The organism is Streptomyces sp. SID12501 (assembly GCF_010550245.1).
In the GTDB taxonomy this organism is placed as follows: domain Bacteria; phylum Actinomycetota; class Actinomycetes; order Streptomycetales; family Streptomycetaceae; genus Streptomyces.
Window position 1 is genome coordinate 1 of sequence record NZ_JAAGLU010001109.1, and the last position, 380, is coordinate 380.

1 pseudogene is annotated in these 380 nt (G+C 73.4%); it reads right to left on the reverse strand.

The annotated features are described in order from the left end of the window. Positions 1-380: pseudogene (locus tag G3I71_RS50055) on the reverse strand (hypothetical protein); the annotation flags it as partial.

Here is a 380-nt window from a genome sequence, read left to right on the forward strand (position 1 = left end):
CCGGACTCGGACAGGGTGCTCTCCACGCGGGCCTGCGCCACCGCTGCGGCCGCTCCTTCTTCCCCTTCCGGGGCCTCCGGTATCAGGGTGCGGGCGGCCGCGACGGCGGCCGCCGCGTCCTCAGGGGCGTCCGCGCGGGCTTCGGCGACCGCTGTCGCGGCACTTCCCCCATTCGGTCCCTCCAGTCCCTGAGGAAGGGGTGCGCCACCGCCCGGGCCAAGGCCAGCCGCGGGGTCGCCGCCTACACCGAGGGCGGCAGCATCCTGGGGATTCGCGGGGACGGGAGCCTTCTGCGGGCTGATCCACAGTGCGCGGGAGTGCGGAACGTCGAACGGGTCGAGCTGGGCGACCTTCCGATACTCGTCAATCGTGATCAGCCC